The sequence below is a fragment of the Scytonema sp. NUACC21 genome (genome assembly GCF_054684315.1).
In genome coordinates this window covers 15,298-35,468 of sequence record NZ_BAAFZH010000091.1, presented here as the reverse complement: position 1 = coordinate 35,468, position 20,171 = coordinate 15,298, and the positions used below count along the sequence as shown (strand labels likewise).

Here is a 20,171-nt window from a genome sequence, read left to right as displayed (position 1 = left end):
TCAATCTGAGATAAATCTATTTTTGGCTTACATTTAAAATCTAATATCTTTCTTAAGAAACAAGATGAGTTTTTCCTGAACAAATTTTAAGCTTTGGCTGAGGAGATAAGTAAATCGGCACAATAAAACATAACTATGTGGACTTTTATGAAGAGCCTTAAAGCCTAGTAACTACTAACCACTAACCACTAACAGCCCTAACTCCTAGTTTTATTTATTGACGCCGACCTACTTACAGCAATTCCTTGTAAATGAGGATGAAAGCCTGAAAATAACAACGAACTACCTTCATATTCCCTTAAATCCCATAGTAGTTTCCACCTTTTGTTCTGCTTGAGTAGAATCGACCTTGGAAAACGCACTTCTGCGAGATGCCTGACGACGAGTACCAACTTGACTTAAGAAAATACCAATTAAAATAACACTACCACCGATATATTGAGCTAGGGTAGGAGCTTCACCTAAAATTAAATAAGCTGCTAAAATACCTGCTATGGGAGTAAAGGAGCCAATTAAAGAAGCCATAGACACTGTTGAGCTTCTCAAGCCTTTGAGCCAAAATGACTGACCTACTACCACAATCAACCCACCATAAAGGAACATCCACTTCCATAGAAAAGGTGAGAGTACATCAGCAAAATGGTCTTGACCATAAAGCACCAAAGCAAAAAAGAAAAATATGACAGTGCCCAGGGCAGTACGAAAGATACTGTAAATTCCTAAGGGTATCTGAGAGAGGTATTTTTTGCCAATAATTGTGGAAACAGCTACAGCCACAGATCCTGCGGCTACTAGAAGTTCTCCTACACCCACTTGCAAACCTCCCATATTCATCATCACTTCCCCAGGTGGCTGAAGGAGAATAGTGAGAGTAACCCCCACAAACGCGGCGATCGCCCCCATCAATTCCCAAAGATTTACCCGTTCCTTTAATAACCAGACTGATAAAGCCAGAGTGAGAGGCGGTTCCAAGCGTCCAACCAAGATGACATTATTAACCCCCGTGAGCGCCAATGCCTGGAAAATTAAGCCAGGGGCTAGCGCTCCTGATAAAATAGCTACTGCTGTTAAACTAACCCAATCCTTCTTTGATATTTGCCTGAAAGTAGCTTTGTTCCAGTCTCGCCCGTAGATGAGGAGCATAACTATCAAGGCACAAAGGTTTCCTACGAATAAAACATTACATAAAGAAATTGGATTGCGACCATCTATGAAATGTTGTGCTCCAATTTCTGTGAGTTTGCGGGTTACTGCACTAGATGCTCCAAAAATGAGGATTGCCAGCCAGAGATATGTTTGTCCGGAAATTCTGTAGATTAAGCGATGCGGTTTTCTAAGTTTAGTCATAGTATTAACACCACCGCCATAAAAAAATTAGTCATTATATAGGACTCTTATCTGATGCGTAGGGTGGGCATTGCCCACCAAAAGTGAATATGAATCTGGTTGGCAAAATCGACCCTAAACTTGATGTAGGATTCCTAATATTAGCTTTTTATCATTCTGTTATAGATGAGTTTTTGCTGAGAAAATACTTAAATTCAATTGTGAATTGGAGTGACTCAACTTATCTGAGAAAATGCTGAGAATATCCTAAATTAGCTTAAAGAATAAATTCATGAAAATGATGGTTTGGTTTCAGATTGGCTTCAGTAGCTACTGAGAAGCTTTGAATGTCCGGGATAACAGGAGACACAAATGAAATTCGCCCCCTTAGTCGCTACAGTTGCCTTGACTGGTTTTTTAACAGTATGGGAAGCACCATTGAAAGCCATAAATCCTTTATTGGTTCAGGCATCAGCCCAGGAATTATCTGTACAGGAGAAAGTCACTTTACTGACTAAAAATAAGGGTCAGATTGGTAGTGGCGATCAGCTACGTCGTTTCTTTTTTGGAGATTTGGAGCCAATCGGTATTCAGCCCGGAGGAGCAGGTCAGGTCGTTAACCTTTATAACAAAGCCAACGATACCACATTTTCTTACTGTTCAACCTATGATGTTGTAGTCGCTGTTAAAAAAGGTAAAGTCGCTAAGTTTGAACCCAATGAAGTGAAATAACTTCAGGTGAATACATAACATATGTTGCCATCGTCTCAATGTCGTGTAACATAAATTCACTAATTGTAGAGACGCCCCATGGTGCGTCTTTACCTGTCTTAAATTTACATACAGCAACTCGTACATCTATGCAGCAAGCGTCCCATCCCACAGTCATCTTAGGTGGTGGCTTTGCTGGGCTGTTTACGGCTCTACACTTAAGCCATCAGAATTATTCACATCCTATCATTCTCATTGAGCAACGCGATCGCTTCAGTTTCAAACCATTGTTATATGAGCTACTCAGCGGCGAATTACATAGCGACCAGGTTTATCCACGTTACAAAGATCTTCTAGCAGGAAGCCGTGTCACCTTTGTGCAAGACACGGTGAAAGTGATATCGTAAACCACGCGGTTGACGCCTTTTACCTCATTGACAATGCGATTGGAAATCACTTCGAGAACATCATAAGGTACACGCGCCCAATCTGCTGTCATACCATCTTCACTGGTAATAATTCGCAGGACGATGGGGTAAGCATAGGTACGTTGGTCGCCCATGACACCCACACTGCGGATTGGTAATAAAACAGCAAAAGCTTGCCAGTACTCGTGATATAGACCTCGTTGGTTTATTTCTTGACGCACTATCAAATCGGCATCGCGTAAAATGTTTAAGCGTTCGGCAGTAACTTCACCGAGAATGCGAATTGCCAAACCCGGTCCTGGGAAAGGATGCCTTTGTACAATCTCTTCAGGCAAACCAATAGCACGCCCAACTTTGCGGACTTCATCCTTAAATAGTTTTCGTAAGGGTTCTACGAGTTTGAATCGTAAGTCTTTGGGCAATCCCCCAACATTGTGATGGCTCTTGATTTTCACTGCTACACGTTCCCCAGTTTGGGGATCGACGTTGGTATCAGCAGATTCAATGACGTCTGGATAAAGAGTTCCCTGTGCGAGGTAATCAAAGGGGCCAAGTTTTTTGGAAGTTTCCTCAAATGCAGCAATAAACTCGTGTCCGATGATACGACGTTTCTCTTCTGGATCGGTGACACCTTTGAGGGCGGAAATAAAACGCTCTCTGGCGTTAACGTATTCTACGGGAATGTGGAACTGCTCTTGGAACAATTTTAACAACCGTTCCGGCTCGTACTTCCGCATAAAACCCTGGTCAATGAACACGCAAGTAAGTTGGTCGCCAATTGCTTTATGCAATAAAAATGCCAAAGTTGAAGAATCCACTCCCCCAGAGAGAGCTAAGAGTACCCGTTTGGTACCAACCTTAGCGCGAATTTCTCGAATTGCTTCTTCAACAAAAGCAGCAGTTGTCCAAGTGGGTTCGCATTCGCAGATGTGGTAAACAAAGTTACTAATTAAAGCTAAACCACCGATAGAATGAACCACTTCTGGATGAAATTGAACTCCATAGAGTTTTTTCTGATGCTCGGCGATAGCTGCACAAGGTGTATTGTCTGTGTGTGCCAGCAATTCAAATCCGGGTGGCATGTTGATGACTGAGTCTCCGTGACTCATCCACATAGTTGTGCCATCCTCAACATTGGTTAGCAAATCTGTGGGGTCATCTATATAAAGAGATGCTTTGCCATACTCACCTCGATCTGCCTTTGCGACTTCTCCACCCATCTGTTGAACCATGAGTTGCATGCCGTAGCACACACCTAAAATTGGAATGCCTAAATTCCATATTTCTGGATCGCAATGGGGGGCACCACTGTCATAAACTGAATTGGGACCGCCAGATAGGATTATTCCTTTGGGATTGAGTTGACGTAATGCATCAGCTGTCGTGCGATAGGAAAGGACTTCTGAATAAACCTGTGTTTCACGAATTCGACGAGCAATCAGTTCAGAGTACTGAGAACCGAAATCGAGAATCACAATGATTTGGCGATTGATTTGCCCCAAAGTGTCTTCTGTTTGAGGCGCTTGTTGTGTTGGTAGACTCACCGCAGTATTCATGACAGGGATGGTGTAAATAGAATGAAAGATTTTGAGCGATCGGGTCTTGGTTAGTACCACTCTCTGCCTTACCAACTTGTGATGGTAAGACATATCCTCTCCAAAGGCGACTCTGTTGCGCCACTGCACAGACCCTATACTTATTAATAGTATTGTGCGGGAACACTTACCCTAGGGTGGTAAAAAATTGGTAAAAAATATTGTGCGTTAGTGTTTAAGATTATTCATATTAAATTAACATAATTTTCCCATTAGCGTATGTGCAGTTTTACTTTTTACAAAAACTTCGCGATCGCGAGCAAAGAGGACAGAACCAACAGACGGCAAGGTACCTGATTCACCGACATGGTCTTTTATATACTTTCTCGAACGAGAATCGATTTCTTCAACAATGGAAGTGTAAACCCGATTTACCCAATCACTACCACCAGATCCATCTAAAGAACGCAGGTAAATTAATGCTGCTTCTGCGGTGGCGCTGCTAAACACAGCTTGTAAATCTGGAGTAGGTAAACCAACGTTAGCACAATGCGCTACTAGAATTTCCCGACGACCATCAGCAATATGGTGATGGGTATGAAAAATTCCACCTGCAAGTTTAATCAGCTTGCCATGATATCCAAATAATAGGATCTGCTTAATATTTTGTAAAGCCGCTTCTACTAGCATTGGACCGAGCCAATTGGCTGTTTTGACCAATTGTTCCTGGTTTATCCCTAGTTTTTGCGCTAAATCTAACCCATTTTCACCAACACAAAAAACCAAACAATCAAAATGATTTGCTTTGTGACGCAATTCTTCTCGAAAAGCTTCTAGTTGTCCGGGAGCGCTTAAAGGTTGAGAAATGCCTGTTGTCCCCAGTAGAGAAAGACCATTTACGACACCAAAGGCAGCATTAGAAGTTCTAAGAGCAAGTGCTTTGCCTTCTGGCAAAATAATCGTCACAATGATTTGTTCCTCTGTTTCAAGCATTTGCTGCAAATTCTCTTGCAACAACCGTTGAGCGTAACCATAAATAGCAGGTTTATCCCCAACTTCAACTATCCGCCCAATCCCCGAACCTCCTTTAATAGTTACCTGCTCGCTCCTTTCCCCGCTGCCCCCAACCCCAAAGGGAACCTCTACCCCCGACTCCTTCCCTCCTCTCCCCCATTCCACCAAAGCCCAAACAGGGGTATTTCGCGTAATGTCCAGATTATCCCCTGGTTCACTACGGGTAATTGCCAGAGCCATATTTTCTGACAATCCTGCAACCTGTTCCACAGGTATTTCTACCACTTGATTTGGTTCAATCAAGTTCACTGAGACAGAAAGTATGGGTTGGCGATGACGCAACCAATGCAAAGCCGCAACAGCAGATGCACAAGCGAAGACGGGAAGAGTGTATCCAGATTGAGACATTTTTCAAAATTGGTTCTTCGGTAGTTTTTATTGGTAGTTCACACTCCTAATTGAGATAATAAAGATTGCATATTTTCCCAAGATATGTCTTGCTGAATATAACGGGGAGCTTCTGGATTGTAGGGGCTTGCCGCTCTATCAATTTTAATAATTTTTGCTTCATCTTGTAGTACGGGAACTTCAGGATCGAAGGCAGTTGAACGCACTAAGGAGCTAGAAAAACCTTTAAAAATGGCAATTTGGTCTTCCTCGCCAGCAATTTCCACTGTTACCAATAGGACTTCTTGAGGACGTTTTATAGTGTATTGTTCGAGTCGCTTGCCAATAGAATTATTCATAAATCGACACTTAAGTATATCGGTACAAAGAAAGTGAAAGGATTAAGAGAGGAAAGATTGATAATTCGTAATTTAAAATTACGAATTACAAAGATTTACTGTGGAGTAGCTGAACGTCCTTGTTTGCCTAGCTTAATCAGAACAAAGTAGCTTAAATAAAGTACGTAAACGATGAGACCAATAATGCCAAGAAAACCGAGAAAACCTGGTTTGGTATCGTGATGGAAATAATCTTTATACATGAGGGGTGCTTCAAACCAAACGCGACAATATGAATTGGCGATCGCCATTTCGGAAAAAGCACAATTCACAAAAGGTATCAAGGCAAGTGCGCCTAAGATAGAATAGATAGTTATAGCCCAACGCCATGAAGTAAAAACTAACTTTAAAGGTCCTCTTGACTGATACTCTATTTCATCGTTGAGATCCACCCAGAACCACAATGAAATAGGAATCAGGATACGAGCCATTAATCCCGATATAAAACTAACCCCGAATCCACCAATCATGAGATAAATTGTGATTGCCAGTAAACTTGATACTCGCCAGTAAATAATCAGCAAATGTTGGATTGGTTCTGCTTTTTGTGCAAATGCCCATATCAGTAAAATGACGGGCATAATAACCGCGAACAACAATGCCAATCGATAGTCTATCCAGACTAAGGGACGAAACCATACGTCATTCATAGTTTTTCCTCAAATCATTGACCGGTGAAATAGCAATCGGTTATCAATTACCAGTAATAACCGAGCGACTAATTACAGTCTAAGTTCCCCTTACATTTCTTCAATCTCTCACTAGTAAGTTAACTGACTCTTCACTGGTCATTGTTAAATGAAAATCCCACTCTTTACCCTCATCTCCCGTTTTTAACACAGGATGACAAAAGGATGGAGTGAGATTTCAGGTACAAGTGCTGCTATGGCACAGCATTGTTAGTAAACAGTCTTTAGTAACTTGCCCACCGGTCATAAACAGAGGTGGTCGAGTTAACTTTTACTCTTCGTAAACTCTGCACTCATCAGCCTCTGGATTAGCATCACAATACTGCTCAAGGGAGGTTTTGCGCTTTGCTTGGCGTTGGTCAGAAGCTTCAGCTTGTAATTCTTCCACTGCATCCCAAGCTGCTGCACATTCAGCAGAGTTACTACCTGAAGTGTCACAGGTAGCACGAGCTTGTGCGATTTCTTGTTCGATTTTGTCTTGGATGTTGCTCATTGTCTTAGTCTTGTTGCGTGTTTTCAATACAAGTATAGAAAAATTTCAAAAATGACAGTTTTGAGTACTATCACTCCCCATTCTACTGTTCTGTGTATTCAGTTTGCCCAGTCAATAGGGATATGCTTCATAACTATTACAGCTTGTCATTACAGTAAGGTTGTATTCATCTATATCTTTTAAGATTTGACAAGGACTATAATGAGAAAATAAATTATACAGTACCTTGTCTTGCAAATAAACGAAAAGCCTAAAAAAAAGTAGAGCCCAAAATTCATGGCAGACCAAATGCAGTGGGCAAATGCCCTGTCTACCCGCCCTTCCTTAGAAGCAGCTGTTTCAGATGTAGTACAGCGGACTGTCTCGTCGTTAACAGCACCTGCTGATTTAGGGCTGGTCTTTATTTCGTCTGCTTTTACAAGTGAATATTCTCGACTTTTACCTCTACTTGCAGAAAAACTTTCAGTACCTGTAGTTATAGGTTGTAGTGGTGGAGGTGTAATCGGTACAACTCAGTGGGGGAAAACACAAGAATTAGAAGCAGAACCCGCCCTCAGCTTGACTTTGGCACACCTTCCGGAAGTGAATATCAAACCATTCCATATCGAGCCTGAGGAATTACCAGATTTGGACGATCCACCAGATGCTTGGATAGATTTAATAGGTGTACCACCATCACCCATGCCCCAATTTATCTTGCTGTCTGGGTCGTTTTCCTCTGGAATCAACGATCTCTTACAAGGATTGGATTTTGCCTATCCCGGTTCAGTAACAGTGGGAGGACAGGCAAGTGGGGGCGGTTTGGGAGGTCGTATCTCCCTTTTTTACAATGACAGTGTCTATAGAGAAGGAACAATTGGCGTTGCTTTGAGTGGCAATATCGTGTTAGAAACGATTGTGGCGCAAGGATGTCGGCCAATTGGGAAACCGTATCAGGTGACAAAGAGCGATCGCAACATCATCCTAGAACTCAACGAGCAAGTACCGCTAATGGCGTTGCGAGATTTGATTGCTAGTTTGAACGAAGAAGATCGGATGCTGGCACAACATTCCTTATTTGTTGGTTTAGCAATGGATGAGTTCAAACAAGATTTGCACCCAGGAGACTTTTTAATTCGCAGCATTTTGGGGGTAGAACCATCTGCTGGGGCGATTGCCATTGCCGATTACGTTCGTTCCGGACAGCGCCTGCAATTCCATTTACGTGATGCCCAAGCTTCGGCTGAAGACCTGGAATTCTTACTACAGCGTTATCAAACAAAACATTCTTTTGACTCAACTTCAATCGGTGCCCTTATGTTTGCTTGCGTGGGTCGAGGTGAAGGGCTTTATGGAAAACCTAACTTTGACTCCCAATTATTCCAGCGCTACCTCAAAAATATACCCCTTGGAGGCTTCTTTTGTGGTGGCGAAATTGGCCCTGTAGGTGGTAGTACTATGTTACATAATTACACCTCAGTATTTGGAATTTGCCGTTCATTAAATGCTTAGTAGATAGTAGTTAGTAGTTGGTAGTTGGATTAAATTAACCACTAACCACTAACCACTACCCACTACCCACTACCCAATAGCAATGTAGTATTGTTATCAACGAAAGACGGTGTGCCGCTTGGATCGGTTGCGCCATACTTCTCAAAGTAGCGACGCACTTTTAGTGGAAAATTAGGATAGTCAAATACAGCATCTCCATCAGCCATATTTGCCCAAAAATCTCGGAGGTCGGGAGCTAGTTCCTGTGCCTGAGCTATGGGAAGATTTAGAGGGGGCAAAGTCAGCAGCTTCATGAGGAAGGGAAAACTGCGATCGCCCATCCATTTGCGCGAGGCAAACTGTAGATTGGGGAAATCAGGTACCGAGCCCACCCGGTAGGACAAAATTTGCAGCCTGTCCTGACCAAAATCATTCCTGTGAAACTCTAAAATACGATAGGGGTGTGGGTAGCTTACCATAGAACCCGTTGTTATGTCATATACACCCTGTGAGCAAGCAACATCCTGAACGTGCAAATGACCGGTAAAAACTAATTTAACGCCGTAATGTTGTAACACCCGCAATAGCTCTGGTGCGTTGTTGAGCATATAGCGATTTGCCATTGGGTGGCTTAACTGATTGGGCAGGTGTTCAACAACGTTGTGATGCACCATAACCAGCACTAATTCATCAACAGATGCCGCCAATACCGCTTCCAACCAACGCAGTTGCTTGCTATCTAAATAGCCCACCTGCTGACCTTGGTCATTAAAAAAGTTAGAATTTAGTCCAATGAGCCTCACTCCTGGTAGTAACTGACAAGTATAGTAAAGCTGGTCGGTATCACTATATCCAAACTTACGATAATAATGTGGGAAATCAACAAAGGCAATTGATTGACCGTCTGCCATCAATACAGGAACATCATGATTGCCGGGAACAACATAGACAGGAAAGGGTAACTGTGATAGACGTTCCTGCACCCAAGCATGGTTTTCTGGTTCACCATGTTGAGTTAAGTCCCCAGGTAGCAAAAGAAAATCTAAATCAAGTTGTGTTAGATGTTCTAAAACACTATCAAATGCTGGAATGCTAACTTCTACCAAATGAAAACGATTTGGATGATTCCAGATGGTATGAGGAAGTGCAATGTGCAAGTCGCTGACTATAGCAAAACGAAATTTTAGAGTCATTGACGTAGTAACAGTGTTAAAAATGGATCTAAAAAGTCTTTTTACAATGAGTATAACCTGTAACGAGATGTGGCTGTATTAATCTGTATATTAGCGATCCCAGTTAATATTTGTATACATAAATAGTTAATGACTTGTTATTCTACTAATCACTAACTACTAACCACTAACTAAGGAGAGAGTATTTTGGCAGTTGTTCGAGTCCGTCAACACGTTAACCCACTAGCAAACAAGTATCAAACACCCCTCAGCCCACTCGATTGGGAAAAAGTATATGGCAAGCCAAACCAACCTCTACACTTAGATATTGGCTGTGCTAAAGGACGGTTTGTGTTGAATATGGCACAAGTAGAACCCAATTGGAATTTCTTGGGTTTGGAAATTCGCGAACCGTTAGTGGTAGAAGCAAATAAGCTGCGAGAGGAGTTGGGGCTGGTTAACCTTCACTATTTGTTTTGCAACGTAAATAACTCGTTGCGTCCCCTTTTATCTGGGCTACCCCAAGGAACTTTACAACGGGTTACAATTCAATTTCCCGATCCTTGGTTTAAAAACCGCCATGCTAAACGGCGAGTGGTGCAGCCAGAATTAGTGACAGAGTTAGCAGAATTTCTGGCTCCTGGAGGTATTGTTTTTTTGCAATCCGATATTGAGTTGTTGGCTGTGGAAATGTGCTTGCGCTTTGCTGCAAATTCAGCTTTTCAAAGACATGGCGCGGGAGAATGGCTGGCAGAAAATCCCCTCTCAGTTCCTACAGAAAGGGAAACATATACGATTAACAAAAGGCAACCTGTTTATCGGGCTGTGTTTGAAAAAGTCAAATCTTAGGACAATGAGATGAAGCAAAAATTTTGAGTGGAGAGCAAATTAAAGGAAAATCAACGGTTAATTAAAGTTGCTACCAAAATTCGCATCACTTGCTCTACATCTTCGGGAACTCGATAGCTGTTAATCCCCTGTTCAAAATGTTTTGCAATACGGTCGAGTCTAGCAAATTGCCAAATTGTTCCTGTTGAAACAGATCCCACCAAGATTGGCTGTTCTGAAACCGTTGGTGTTTTCTCCCATTGGTCAAGTGCGGCTAACTCAGCCACAAGTTGTGTGAAGCCTCTAGTCAAATCTTCATACTTAGCCTCAATCACTAACAATTGATTGATTGTATTGGCACGCAGCAAATAATCTAAATTTCCTTGAAGCCAATTAGAAACTTTTAGCCCATACTCAATGCGTAGTTCTGCTTGAGTATAGTGAATTAGTTCTGTGACAACTCTTGAAATAAGAATTTCCCGTCTGGCAAATTCGCTAGTTAAAGGAACAAATGGCAGTACTTCTTCAATACGAGATTTTAACTCTTGTATGCGATCGAGTTCACCTGAGAATTGAGGTAAGTTGAAAGTTTTTCGGGTGAGAGTGTAGCCAAATTCTTGAGCCAGTTCGCTGGCTTCAAAACCAAGCTCGAAGTATCGGCTGAAGGTATAGTTTTGATTTAGATCAAGCAGCGGCATTGTACAAGCCATTCATTATTATGACTTAAGATAATACTGAGAGCAAGCATTTGCGATCTTGGGTTAGGATTAAAAAGATTGTTAACCTTCATTAAAAAAAGGTAAAAATAACAACAATCCTGTTTTCAGAGGACGCTGTATGACAAATAATGCTCAAGAAGCTTTTACTCGAATAGTTCTTGCTTTGCCTCCAGTTGAACGGTTGCGTTTAGCTGCCCTCATTCTAGATGACTTAACTCGTTCTAATCCGTCTGTTGTGACTCAAGATGATACCTGGAGAGAGCAGGATCAACATGATATTATTGCTTTCTCCTTACAGTATGCTGCCACACTGTACCCGGAGGACGAAGAACTTGTTTAATCCAGGTGATGTGGTAGCAGTTGATTTCCCAGGCGTCAGTGGTATCAAACGCAGACCTGCTGTAGTGCTTTCATCTGAAACATACCATACCTCACGACCTGACATAATAGTTGGGCTAATTACTAGTCAAACCACTGCTGCACTTAGTTCCACGGATTGTGCACTTCAGGATGGGGCAGCCGCAGGGCTACGGTTACCATCTGCATTCCGTAGCTTTTTGGTTACTTTGCCTCCATCAGCTAATCCCGTCTTCATAGGTAGACTATCTGAACGTGACTGGCAAGCAGTGTGTACTTGCGTCAAAACATCTCTTGCTTCATTAGATTGAGTTAGTGGTAGGTTAATTAAAAGTTTTGCTCGTTTTAGGTTGGGGTGAGAGTACCAATATTTAACCATGATTATGAGAGGTAGGCAGTGCCCACCCTACTTTGGATTCAATTCTTGTATTATGGGTAGGGTAACAGCAAAAGTCGTACCTATGCCAACTTTACTGTGAACGGAAATTTCACCTTCAAGAGTTTCTACACACTTTTTGACAATAGATAGACCCAAACCAGTACCGGGAACTAAACCTACATTTGAAGCCCGATGGAAAGGTTGAAATAGTTGTTGTTGCTCTTCTATAGGAATACCAATACCCTCATCGTGAATTTGAAAAATAACTTTTTTTGCCTGTCCAATAAGTTCAAATCTTACTGTACCGCCTTCTAGTGAATATTTAATAGCATTACTTAGCAAATTGCCAAAAATATGGCGTAATAAGCTTTCATCCCACAATGCCTCGTCCAATTCCCCGACACTGGTATAAATAAGAGAAAGATTTTTCTCTCGTATACTTAGTTGAGCTTCTTCAATCAGTTGATGGCAGAAATCTTCTAAGTTTAGTAGTGTAAATTCACACAAAAGTTTACCGGAATCAGCTTTGCCTATCAAAGACACCTCATCTAGTAATTGAGCCACGTTTTTAATTGCGGAACGAATTAACTGGTAATGAGAAGTTTTTTTCTCCTTGGGCAATTTGTCACCATTGTTTTGCAGCAACCCGGCAATTAACTGAATGGTATTTAAGGGGCTGCGGATGTCATGAGACAGCATTGAGACAAATTCAGATTTAAACTGACTGATTTCTTGAACTTTAACTAGCTCGGCTGTTCGTTCTTGAACCCGGATTTCTAATGCTTCATTGACTGCACGTAATGATTCCATTGCGTGTTTGCGCTCAATTGCATAGTACAGGGAACGAATCAGGACTCCTAAATTAACCTGTCGCTTGACAAGATAATCTTGCGCTCCTCTCCTGACTGCCTCAAGAGCTAGTCGATCGTCGTTGGTATTAGTCAGTACAACGATAGGCAAATTCGGTGCCAGGCTCATCAAAGGTGAGAGGGATGCCAATCCTTGACTGTCCGGTAGTGTGAGATCCAACAAGATGACATCATAAGCAGCCCTAGTCAATTCTTGAAGGGCATCCCCCAATCGCTTCACATGAACCAATTCAAATTCTTTGGACTCGGCTTCTTTGAGGAATTCTTGCAACAACCTTGCTTCTGCCAGATTGTCCTCAACTAACAATATTTTCACCGAGGTCGCAGCCATAATCTTTTAGTTTCACCCCCCCGTTTCTCCAAATTGTTATTACTGTTATTGAGAGCCGGGAGATAAGGTATCCTCCTTGTCCCCCTTGTCTCCCTTGTCCTCCTTGTCCCCTTATTCCGCAGGCAAAGTTACGGTTTCCAGCCAAAACTCTTCTATTCCTTTGACAATTTTAAAAAGCTGGCTGAGATTGCGGGATTTGGTAATGTAGCAATTCACGTGCAAATCGTAACTGTGGAAAATATCATCCTCATTATGTGAGGTGGTCAGAACGACTACAGGAATGCGTTTTAGGCTGGGGTCGGCTTTAATTTCAGCCAAGACTTCCCTACCATCTTTCCTGGGTAAGTTTAAATCCAGCAGGATGATGTCGGGACGAGGTGCATCAACATACTCCCCTTCTTGGCGCAAATACGCCATAGCGTCCATACCATCCCTAACTGTAATGACCTGATGTGGTACTACACTATTTTTTAATGCTTCCTGGATAAGACGAACATCAGCTTTATTGTCCTCGACCAAAAAGATTGTTTTGTACTTTTCTTCCGTTTCTGCGCTCACGATCGCGGCCTCCCACTGGAATCGTAAAGTAGAATGTTGCTCCCTCTCCTAATTGTGACTCTACCCAAATGCGTCCTCGATGGCACTCGACGATCTTTTTGCAGATGGCTAAACCCATACCGGTACCTACATACTCATCTCGGGTATGCAGGCGTTGAAAGATGACGAAGATGCGATCGCTAAACTGCGGGTCAATACCAATACCATTGTCCCGAACAGAAAATAGCCACTCATCTTCTAGCCGAGTTGCACCCACATGAATTTCTGGGGTTTTGTCACTGCGGAATTTGATAGCATTACCAATCAGATTCTGGAACAACTGCATTAACTGGGTGCTATCAGCCATTACAGTTGGCAAGTCATCATGAGTAATCACAGCCCCAGTTTCCGAAATGCGTTTCCGCAAATTCGTCAGGGCACGTTCTAAGGCTGTTTCCACTTCTGAAAGTTCAAACTCAATTGCCTGCATATCTACTTTAGAGTAAGCCAGCACGTCATCAATCAGCGTTTGCATAAGGCTGACTCCCTCGACAACGTAGCCGATAAACTCCTTAGCGTCTTCATCAAGTTGCTGGTCGTAGCGCATTTCCAATAACTGCGCGTAGTTTGCCACTTGATTCAACGGTTCTTGCAAATCGTGAGAGGCTACGTAGGCAAACTTTTTCAACTCAGCGTTGGAACGTTCCAAATCGTGTGCAAGCTGGGCGAGTTCATCTGCCTGACGCAGTACAATATTGACAATTGCTTTTCGCAGTTCCAGTGCCGCTTTTATTTCTACATATCGCCACGGTAAAGAGGTTAAGCGAACTGTTTCTTTCCACAGTTCAAATGATTTACGCGGGCGCAGGTGTAAATTCCCTTCTGATTGGCTTAACTCAAATGCCTTATTGGGGTCGCCTCCCCAATTCACAGTTTGAATGACTTCTGGTCTAAACCACAAAACGTAATTTCGCTTGGATATAGGAATAGCTAACAACCCACTAGCGACGTTTTTGAACCTTTCGGCATCAGGATAAATGCGTGGTAGAGAATCCGTGTAGAAGACTTCTTCTTGTACGTTATTCGATAGCCATTGAACTAAGAAATTCAAGTCTTCTTCTTTGGGAGTTTCACCAATCAACGTATAGTTTCCACTAAAACATATAGCTGCACCTTGGGCACTTGTTAACTCAAGGATATTTGGTTGGTGTTTAACTAACCCATCTATAAAATTTTCTTCTTGGGACATATACTCAACCAATGCCGATTGTATATATGTCAATTGCATGCGATAGTCATAATCTTCCGTTTCTTCTCTAGCGGAAAGTTCTGCAAATATGACTCGACCCAAAAATTCGCAGGCTTTTCGCAATTCATAGGAAACATATTTGGGTGTCAGATGATGACAAGCAATCAGCCCCCAAAGTTTGCCTTCTTTAATCAAAGAAATCGTCAAAGAAGCTGCCACACCCATATTATGCAAGTACTGTATATGGCAGGAAGCAGCACTTCTGAGACTGGAGTTTGTTAAGTCAAGGGGACGCTGAGTAACTGGATTATTAATTGGGAAAATTTCTACAGGTTCGGCATTAGTATCCGGTATAATTCTAATCCAATTAGAAGCAAATAATTTTCTGGCTGGCTTGGGAATATCTGATTCTGGGTAATGCAAACCCAAATAAGGTTCCAGGTGCTCCAGTTTTTCCTCAGCAATGACAGAACCATGCCCATCATCATCAAATTTATAGAGCATTACCCTATCAAATCCAGTCACTTTTCGGACTTCTTGGACAATAATTTGGCAAAAATCCCGAATATTTGCCGTTTCTTCCAGTTGATTGATAGACGCTCTAGCGAGATGATAAAAACTTAAAAATGGGATATTATCCTGAGATATAGCAGGTTCTAATTCCAAAATTAGAAATCCCTCTGTATTTCGATGAAACACTGCGTCAAAAACTAAATATTCATCCCCTTTTTTTCTGATCCAAATTTTTGTAGGGTTGATGAAATCTAGACTTTCCTCCAACAGACCCGCTTTAATTCTTTCTATTTGAAAAGAGTCAAGTAAGTCTTCCAGTTTTTGGTGCAACAAATTTATAGGGGCAATGCCAAAGACAGAAGACACATTGCTGCTAACTTGTAATATTGTTAAATCAGGTTCTTTCAGGAGGAAAAGTACCCCGTGAGGCTGAATTTGACCGTGAATGTGAATTGGTGCTTCTTTTAAGCTAGTCACATTAATGTCTTGTAAATCCTTAACCACTATAAGCCTCCTGTGTTTCCAGGATCGTAAACAATAATTTTTTTACAATGAACGCCATCAATTTATTTTCCATGTTCAATCAATTAGCGAAATTATTGATAGACTTTTATAGCCTATCAATCTCATTTATGCACCACTTAAATACAATTTTTTACGTTCTATAAATTTACTTGCAGATATTTTAGAATAACCTTAAAGCGATACAATTTTTCCTGCATTGGCAGGGTCAAAAACAATCCTTGCTAATACTGACAATTTTCTCCTTAAATGACCTTTTAGAATGTCTTGCGATCGCTCTAAACTTAATTACACTCTACACTAGTCTAACCATCAGCAAACTCACAATTTTGATAATAAATGTTAACGATATGCGATCGTGCCTGCAATATATGTGTAGCTCTGTTAAGTAGAGGACTGAATCTCCGTCTGTGGGAGGGTGGAGAGGTTGCAACAACCCTCGTATTGACTACCAACCAACCTTTTAAATCCAAGAGTTAAACCACATCCGCATGGGTTTATATTCAAAATTTAGTAGGGGTAAACCTAAATAAATAGGCATCCAATAAATAAAAGCTATCACAATTATAAAGGTAACAGTAACACCGAGGGCACGTAGCTTAGTATGATAACTGTGCAGGCACCGATCCACAAGCCAAGCAATTGCTAGAAAGATAAACCCCAAAGCTGTCATATAGTGGTAGGTAAAAATACAACGAGTGACCTTTGCCCAAGGTAACAAGTTAACAGCATAATTAACTACTAAGTACAGGGCAATCCAAGTATCATTACTTAGTACTGTAGGCAGGGAAAAACGCTTTTGTTTAATCCAAGGGTTAGCAAATTGCCACACTAACATTCCTAATAAGAATAAAAGGGCTGCAGCACCAAACCACCATAAAAAAGGATTGCCCATTGCATGAACATCATAAATGACTTTTCCAGTACCGGAAGGTAAAGGGGGTCCTATGACAGGTATGGGATCTTTGAGACTTCTTGCAGTTTGGTAAAAGTAAGCCATTGGGCGAATCATGAAAGGCCAAGTATACCAAGCAGCACAGTAAGGATGGATTTTAGAGTTATTGCCACCAAGACGTTCGTGAAACCCTAAAATCTGCTTGTGTACTTCTATAAATCCATAGCGGGTATCTAGTTGTAAATGGGGAATCCAAATTAGGCTATAAACAATAACAGGAATAATTCCTAAAAAAAATAAAATTTGAAAAATATTGAGTTGAGATAAGTTTTTCAGTGGTAGCAACGGATATTTAGTAGTGGATTGACTGTGGATGGGAACTTCTACAATCCTTTGCCAAACCCAAGCCATAATCCACATAATATAAACACCTAGTAGGAACCACAAACCATTCCATTTAGTAGCACAAGAAGCACCAAAAGCGATACCTGCAAGTCCCAACCAGAAGCCCCGCCATTTCCCTTTGTTAGATAGTGCTAGTAAGAAAAACCACTGTCCTAACAACCCAAAGATAACAATATATTGGTTGATGAGAGCATAACGGGATTCTACTAAAAATAAGCCATCACAAGCTGTAAACAAACCAGCAAGTAAAGCAAAGCTATGACGGTAACTGATTTGATAGGCAGCCGCAGCGACAATCAAGGGAATAAATGAGCCAGAAAAGGCATTGATCCATCGGTAACTCATGGGTGACATCACCGAACCTGTCAACCCATTCACCTCATTTTGCCAAAAGCTAATGTGACTGCCAATCCAAATGCCGATTGCAATAATGTACTTACCTAGGGGTGGATGACCATCAAAAAATGGTGTGTGGGTTAGATAATTGTTGCCAAATTTAGCATAGTAAACTTCGTCAAAGACAAAGGTGTTAAATCTTGCCAGTCCCCAAAATCGTAAGGCGAGTGATAGCAAAAACACACCCGCCATGCCAAGCCAAAACAATTTTTTCGTCATTAGTCAAGAGTCATTGGTCAAAAGTTAAAAGTTATTTGTCCCTTGTCCTTTGTCATTTGCAAAGAACAAAGGACAGAGGACTATTGACTATTTTCGACTTTAGCTACTTCCAGCAGCGTCTTTAAAACAGAATCGGGGTTGAGACTGATAGAGTCAATGCCCTGCTCAACTAAAAACTGAGCAAATTCGGGATAGTCACTAGGTGCTTGCCCGCAGATACCAATTTTTCGATTGTACTTTTTGGCCGCGGCGATCGCTAACTTGACCATTTGCTTGACCCCTTCACCTCGTTCATCAAACAACCGTGACACTAGGGCGGAATCCCTATCCAAACCTAGGGTGAGTTGAGTCAGGTCATTGGAACCGATGGAGAAACCGTCAAAAATTTGTGCAAAATCCTCAGCTAAAATGACATTATTGGGTAACTCGCACATCACATAAACCTGCAAGTCATTAACACCCCGTTTTAAACCATTTTTTTCCATCTCTTCCAACACCAAACGCCCTTCATTGGGAGTACGGCAGAAGGGAATCATTGGAATAACATTTGTCAATCCCATCTCATCCCTAACGTGCTTCATAGCTTGACACTCCAGGGCAAAAGCCGCCTTGTAGCCTTCATCATAGTAACGTGCTGCACCCCGCCAACCCAACATCGGATTTTCTTCTTCAGGTTCAAACTGTCTGCCACCCAACAAGTTTGCGTACTCATTACTCTTGAAATCTGACATTCGCACTATAACTGGTTTGGGGTAAAACGCGGCAGCAATCCTACCAATACCTTGGGCGAGCTTCTCAACAAAGTACTGGGGTTTATCATCATAGAGTGCAGTGATTGCAGCAATTTTATCTTTTACAAATTCATCATCTAGCTCATCGTAGCGAATCAGTGCCATTGGATGGGTTTGGATATGGTTAGCGATAATAAACTCCGTTCTTGCCAAACCAACCCCATCGTTGGGAATTGCAGACAAACTAAATGCTTCTTGAGGATTGCCTACATTCATTAATATTTGAGTACGGGTGCGGGGTAAAGTCTCTAAAGGAACTTCTTGTATTTCAAAAGGTAATAATCCCGCGTAAACTGTTCCTTCTTCTCCTTCAGCACAAGATACACAGAGCGCCTTGCAGCCCTTGAATTAGTAGTTCATTTGTTCGCATTGAAAGGGCTGGGTGGGCACTGCCCACCATGTTTTAATTGCATGAAGTACATATAGCGGTTTTCATATGCCAGAGGTACACCCAATTGTAAGGGTTCATTCTTCATCCTTGATACTTCATACTTGAAATGTTGGGTTTCGTTCCTCAACCCAACCTACGTTATTGGTTTATATGCGGAACTTAAGGTGATATAGCTGTATCTTCATAAGATATCCACAAAGTTTACGGATAATAGTAACTACTATCTTACGAATTTTATTGTTATAAAGTTATGTTGCGACTCTATCACCTCTTTCTTGGAGCTCTTGTGATTGCAGTGTTAACGCCACTGGGGTTAATGCAAGCTTTCTCTAAATTGTCTTTAAATCATAAATCGCAACGCCCTCCTACCGTACAAACCAGTGCGCCTCAGAAACAGGGTCAAACCACGGCTACTAACTCACAGCCCGCTCAAGTTAATATCTGGAAAAGTATCTTAGGAAAAACGGCTGCGCCCTCTGGGTGGGCTGTTGCTGCTTGCGAAGGAAGTGCGCCCTTGCTATGCGTAACCTCTCAAGGAAAACTTTTGGGTACGGTTGAGATGGGAATTTACCCCTTAGAAAAACAACCAAATTTTCAAAATATGCTGGCACAGTCTGGTATTCCCACAGGTTCAAACATAGACTACCAAAGCCCCAAGTACCAAACCCAGGTTGCATCAGCACTGAAACTTTGGATTGCCGACCATTATAGTGTTTTAGCAAAAGACCGTCAGGGAGAGTACAGCGACAAAGTCACCTTTTCATCTCAACCCCCACATAAACTAGAGGTTGGTAAACTTCAGGGTATGCGTTACGGGTTTGCAGGGCTGAAGAAACAAGGTGGAGTTCATGAAGAGCATCGCGGCTATGTTGCCTTTGATGGTAAAGCTCTTTACGTTATTAAAACAGCCTTTGACACAGCCTCTGAAACGGGTAGGTTTGAGAAACTGGAAAATTTCCAAAGTTTTGAGCCTCACCTATCTGCAATAGTCAAGGATGTGAAATTACCGTAGGTACTAAAAGAAAAATAAATACTAGTTTGTAGATTTTTCTGGAATTATGTTACTGGATCTGTAAAACTAAATATACACCTCAATACACAGTAGATTTTAGTACTAGTTACTAATTTCTACCGGGTTAAATGGTAT

The 20,171-nt window shown here is 41.7% G+C and carries 19 protein-coding genes and 1 pseudogene; 7 read left to right on the top strand and 13 right to left on the bottom strand.

Annotated elements, in window-relative coordinates; genetic code table 11:
- Positions 1–288: 288 nt before the first annotated feature.
- Positions 289–1,347, bottom strand: coding sequence for a DMT family transporter (locus tag ACYRY3_RS24560; RefSeq protein WP_460204260.1), 1,059 nt, complete (start codon positions 1,345–1,347; stop codon positions 289–291).
- Between the two features lie 351 nt (positions 1,348–1,698).
- Here ACYRY3_RS24560 and ACYRY3_RS24555 point away from each other — a divergent pair, with 351 nt between their 5' ends.
- On the top strand, positions 1,699–2,058 hold the full coding sequence (locus ACYRY3_RS24555) for a hypothetical protein (RefSeq protein ID WP_460204259.1): 360 nt from the start codon (positions 1,699–1,701) through the stop codon (positions 2,056–2,058).
- A 38-nt stretch (positions 2,059–2,096) separates the two neighbouring features.
- The gene (locus ACYRY3_RS24550; protein ID WP_460204258.1) at positions 2,097–2,444 is read left to right on the top strand and encodes a hypothetical protein; all 348 of its coding nucleotides are present in this window, start codon (positions 2,097–2,099) and stop codon (positions 2,442–2,444) included.
- Here ACYRY3_RS24550 and guaA read toward each other — a convergent pair.
- The 5 genes from guaA to ACYRY3_RS24525 form a co-directional block, all read right to left on the bottom strand.
- On the bottom strand, positions 2,378–4,021 hold the full coding sequence (guaA, locus tag ACYRY3_RS24545; RefSeq protein ID WP_460204364.1) for a glutamine-hydrolyzing GMP synthase: 1,644 nt from the start codon (positions 4,019–4,021) through the stop codon (positions 2,378–2,380). The two genes, ACYRY3_RS24550 and guaA, sit on opposite strands and share 67 nt — an antisense overlap.
- A 234-nt stretch (positions 4,022–4,255) precedes the next feature.
- Positions 4,256–5,422, bottom strand: a complete 1,167-nt coding sequence (gene cbiD, locus ACYRY3_RS24540) for a cobalt-precorrin-5B (C(1))-methyltransferase CbiD (RefSeq protein ID WP_460204257.1) — start codon at positions 5,420–5,422, stop codon at positions 4,256–4,258.
- A 38-nt stretch (positions 5,423–5,460) separates the two neighbouring features.
- On the bottom strand, positions 5,461–5,760 hold the full coding sequence (locus tag ACYRY3_RS24535) for a DUF7734 family protein (RefSeq protein WP_460204256.1): 300 nt from the start codon (positions 5,758–5,760) through the stop codon (positions 5,461–5,463).
- A 95-nt stretch (positions 5,761–5,855) separates the two neighbouring features.
- Positions 5,856–6,449: a DUF3177 family protein gene (locus tag ACYRY3_RS24530; protein ID WP_460204255.1), complete on the bottom strand. Its 594-nt coding sequence runs from the start codon at positions 6,447–6,449 to the stop codon at positions 5,856–5,858.
- 310 nt (positions 6,450–6,759) lie between these two features.
- Positions 6,760–6,981: a CP12 domain-containing protein gene (locus tag ACYRY3_RS24525; RefSeq protein WP_460204254.1), complete on the bottom strand. Its 222-nt coding sequence runs from the start codon at positions 6,979–6,981 to the stop codon at positions 6,760–6,762.
- A gap of 276 nt (positions 6,982–7,257) precedes the next feature.
- On the opposite strand from ACYRY3_RS24525, the gene ACYRY3_RS24520 reads away from it, so the two are divergent.
- Entirely contained in the window at positions 7,258–8,472 is a 1,215-nt protein-coding gene (locus ACYRY3_RS24520; protein WP_460204253.1) for an FIST signal transduction protein, read from the top strand.
- A 62-nt stretch (positions 8,473–8,534) separates the two neighbouring features.
- Here the strand turns inward: ACYRY3_RS24520 and ACYRY3_RS24515 are convergent, their stop codons facing one another.
- The gene (locus tag ACYRY3_RS24515; RefSeq protein WP_460204252.1) at positions 8,535–9,644 is read right to left on the bottom strand and encodes a metallophosphoesterase family protein; all 1,110 of its coding nucleotides are present in this window, start codon (positions 9,642–9,644) and stop codon (positions 8,535–8,537) included.
- A 186-nt stretch (positions 9,645–9,830) separates the two neighbouring features.
- Here ACYRY3_RS24515 and trmB point away from each other — a divergent pair, with 186 nt between their 5' ends.
- Positions 9,831–10,472 (top strand): tRNA (guanosine(46)-N7)-methyltransferase TrmB, encoded by a 642-nt coding sequence (gene trmB / locus ACYRY3_RS24510; protein WP_460204251.1) that lies wholly within the window; start codon positions 9,831–9,833, stop codon positions 10,470–10,472.
- Between the two features lie 50 nt (positions 10,473–10,522).
- On the opposite strand, the gene ACYRY3_RS24505 is transcribed toward trmB, so the two are convergent.
- Positions 10,523–11,149 (bottom strand): hypothetical protein, encoded by a 627-nt coding sequence (locus ACYRY3_RS24505; RefSeq protein WP_460204250.1) that lies wholly within the window; start codon positions 11,147–11,149, stop codon positions 10,523–10,525.
- 139 nt (positions 11,150–11,288) lie between these two features.
- On the opposite strand from ACYRY3_RS24505, the gene ACYRY3_RS24500 reads away from it, so the two are divergent.
- Together ACYRY3_RS24500 and ACYRY3_RS24495 are read left to right on the top strand one after the other, a co-directional pair.
- Entirely contained in the window at positions 11,289–11,510 is a 222-nt protein-coding gene (locus ACYRY3_RS24500; RefSeq protein ID WP_460204249.1) for a hypothetical protein, read from the top strand.
- Positions 11,503–11,838, top strand: coding sequence for a type II toxin-antitoxin system PemK/MazF family toxin (locus ACYRY3_RS24495; RefSeq protein WP_460204248.1), 336 nt, complete (start codon positions 11,503–11,505; stop codon positions 11,836–11,838). The genes ACYRY3_RS24500 and ACYRY3_RS24495 overlap by 8 nt, the downstream gene beginning before the upstream one ends.
- 95 nt (positions 11,839–11,933) lie before the next feature.
- Here ACYRY3_RS24495 and ACYRY3_RS24490 read toward each other — a convergent pair whose 3' ends face one another.
- From ACYRY3_RS24490 to ACYRY3_RS24470, 5 genes and pseudogenes are all read right to left on the bottom strand, one after another.
- Positions 11,934–13,106, bottom strand: a complete 1,173-nt coding sequence (locus ACYRY3_RS24490) for a sensor histidine kinase (RefSeq protein WP_460204247.1) — start codon at positions 13,104–13,106, stop codon at positions 11,934–11,936.
- Between the two features lie 111 nt (positions 13,107–13,217).
- A complete protein-coding gene (locus ACYRY3_RS24485; RefSeq protein ID WP_460204246.1) occupies positions 13,218–13,664 on the bottom strand; it encodes a response regulator in 447 nt (148 codons plus the stop codon).
- Positions 13,609–15,909 (bottom strand): ATP-binding protein, encoded by a 2,301-nt coding sequence (locus tag ACYRY3_RS24480; protein ID WP_460204245.1) that lies wholly within the window; start codon positions 15,907–15,909, stop codon positions 13,609–13,611. The genes ACYRY3_RS24485 and ACYRY3_RS24480 overlap by 56 nt, the downstream gene beginning before the upstream one ends.
- A 481-nt stretch (positions 15,910–16,390) precedes the next feature.
- The gene (locus ACYRY3_RS24475; protein ID WP_460204244.1) at positions 16,391–17,842 is read right to left on the bottom strand and encodes a dolichyl-phosphate-mannose--protein mannosyltransferase; all 1,452 of its coding nucleotides are present in this window, start codon (positions 17,840–17,842) and stop codon (positions 16,391–16,393) included.
- 80 nt (positions 17,843–17,922) lie between these two features.
- A pseudogene (locus ACYRY3_RS24470) lies at positions 17,923–18,957 on the bottom strand (putative PEP-binding protein); the annotation flags it as partial.
- Positions 18,958–19,274: 317 nt separating this feature from the next.
- On the opposite strand from ACYRY3_RS24470, the gene ACYRY3_RS24465 reads away from it, so the two are divergent.
- On the top strand, positions 19,275–20,036 hold the full coding sequence (locus ACYRY3_RS24465) for a hypothetical protein (RefSeq protein ID WP_460204243.1): 762 nt from the start codon (positions 19,275–19,277) through the stop codon (positions 20,034–20,036).
- Positions 20,037–20,171: the final 135 nt, after the last annotated feature.